Raw genomic sequence first — 2,419 nt, 5'->3', positions numbered from 1 at the left:
TCTACGCGCGCGTAGAAGATGACGGCCTTCCCTGAGTTTGCCACGCGGGCCCGCCGACCCGTGACGCCGGCTGTCACGTACGACCGTCATGTACGGCGTCATGTGTGGCCGAGGCCGCACGCCGCGCCCGTCGACCACACGCGAAGGACGGAACAATTGAGCACCATCAGCATGGGACAGGCCGTCATTCTCGGCATTGTGGAAGGGGTGACCGAATTCCTTCCGGTGTCCTCGACCGGACATCTGAAGATCACCGAAGGGCTGATGGACATTCCGGTGGACGACAAAGCGGTCGTCGCCTTCACCGCGGTGATCCAGGTCGGTGCCATCGCCGCCGTTCTGACCTATTTCTTCAAGGACATCGTGCGGATCGTCTCCGCGTGGGGTAACGGTCTGGTCCATCGTGAGGAGCGGCACCGCCATGACTACCGGTTCGCCTGGTGGGTCATCTACGCGACCGTTCCCATCGTCGTCGTCGGTCTGGTCGCGAAGCCGCTCATCGAAGGGCCGCTCGCCTCGCTGTGGGTGGTGGCCGGATCGCTGATCGTCGGCAGCGGGCTGATGTGGGCGGCCGACCGGATAGGACGGCACAAGCGCGGTGAGGACGACACCTCGCTCAAGGACGCCATGCTGGTGGGCGGTTCACAGATCCTCGCGCTCCTCTTTCCCGGATTCTCACGCTCCGGCGCGACCATGTCCACCGGTCTCCTTCTCGATCTGGACCGGGTCACCGCGACTCGTCTCTCCTTCTTCCTCGGCATTCCCTCCCTGACCGGTGCGGGACTGTACGAACTCAAGGACGCGACGGGCGGCGGCGTGGGCGCGCTGCCCCTGGCGGTCGGCACCGTGGTGTCGTTCGTCGTCGCGTACGCCTCCATCGCCTGGCTGCTGAAATTCGTCGCCAAGCACTCCTTCAACGCCTTTGTCGTTTACCGGGTCGTCATCGGCCTGGCGCTCTTCGGGCTTCTGGGCGCGGGCGTCCTCAACGCCTGACGACCGCGGGCCGCCGCCAGGGCGACGGCAAGGCGTGTACGTGCCTACGCTGTTCTGGACGGATCGAAGGAGATGACAAGGATGAAGGCTGTCCGATTCGATCAGTACGGTGAGCCCGCGAAGGTACTCGCGGTGGAGGACCTGCCTCTTCCGGAACCCGGAGAGGGAGAAGTGCGGGTCCGTGTCGTGGCAAGCCCGGTCAACCCGTCCGACCTTTCCTATGTACGGGGATATTACGCGGGGGTCCACGCGGAATTTCCGGCCCCTGTCGGATTCGAGGGTGTCGCTGTTGTGGACGCCCTGGGGCCACAGGTGAAAGACCTCGTCATCGGACAGCGGGTGTCGGTCGTGAACGGCCAGGGAGGAAACTGGGCCGAATACGCCGTGGTGCCGGCGGGCGATCTGTTCCCGGTACCCGAAGAATTCCCCGACGAGCAAGTGGCCTCCTTCGTCATCAATCCGGCCACGGCCATTCTCATGGTCCGGCGTGTACTGGCCGTCCCGAAAGGCGAATGGCTCCTTCAGTCGGCGGCCGGTTCCGAACTGGGACGCATGATCATTCGGCTGGCCGGACATGACGGAATCCGTACGGTGAACATCGTCCGCCGTCATGAGGCGGTGGCCGAACTGGAAGCTCTCGGTGCCGACGCCGTCATTGTCTCCACCGACGCCCCGATCGACGGGCAAGTGCGCGGAATCGTCGGTCCGGAGGGCGTCAAATACGCCATCGATCCGGTGGTGGGAGAAACCGGCACCCAGATGTTCAAGGCGCTCCACGAGGACGGAAGAATGCTGGTCTACGGCTCCCTGACGGGTGAGCCGATCCGGGTGGGTGAGGATCCGCGTCATATCCTCGCGGGCCGCCGCGTTCTGGAGGTCTTCTGGCTCGGCTATTGGCTGCCCAGGCTCGAAGACGCGGAGCGGCGCCAGTTGGCGCGGGACATCACGGCTCTGATGCACGAGGGAATCGTCGAGACCTCTCCCGGGCACAGATACCCCCTCGGCGAGATCGGCGCCGCTGTCGAAGAGGCGGAGACGACGGGCAAGCAGGGCAAGGTCCTCCTCGTCCCCGCGTAAGGCGTAAGGGCTGTCCCGCAGGGCGGCGGCGGGAGGCGCGGGCCGGGGCGTCCTCTCCTCACGGGCGGAGCTTCCTCACGGCCGGAGCGTCCTCGCGGATGGCGGGCACGGCACGCCCCTGCGGAGAACAGGAAACTGATTCACCTGGTGACTCGTCTTGGGGGGCAAGGTCATGCGGACGGGAGACCACGGTGGGGCAGGCACGGACGGACAGGGGCGCGACGTCGACGGCGAGGACGGCGCTGCGGCGGGCAGTGCGGTGGGCTCCGGGCGGTGAGGCGAAGGGCGAGGCGGCGGAGGCTGGGACAGCGGAAGGGGAGAAGGCGGCGGGGGAGAAGCCGGAGGGGGA

At 66.4% G+C, this 2,419-nt stretch carries 2 protein-coding genes; both read left to right on the top strand.

Annotated elements, in window-relative coordinates; all coding sequences use genetic code 11:
* The first annotated feature begins 156 nt into the window (after window positions 1-156).
* On the top strand, window positions 157-993 hold the full coding sequence (locus BFF77_RS26620) for an undecaprenyl-diphosphate phosphatase (RefSeq protein WP_066954502.1): 837 nt from the start codon (window positions 157-159) through the stop codon (window positions 991-993).
* Window positions 994-1,074: 81 nt separating this feature from the next.
* Window positions 1,075-2,070: a zinc-dependent alcohol dehydrogenase family protein gene (locus tag BFF77_RS26615; protein ID WP_066954499.1), complete on the top strand. Its 996-nt coding sequence runs from the start codon at window positions 1,075-1,077 to the stop codon at window positions 2,068-2,070.
* Window positions 2,071-2,419: the final 349 nt, after the last annotated feature.

Source organism: Streptomyces lushanensis, assembly GCF_001700515.1.
Classification (GTDB): domain Bacteria; phylum Actinomycetota; class Actinomycetes; order Streptomycetales; family Streptomycetaceae; genus Streptomyces; species Streptomyces lushanensis.
This window is presented reverse-complemented; position numbering and strand designations above follow the sequence as displayed.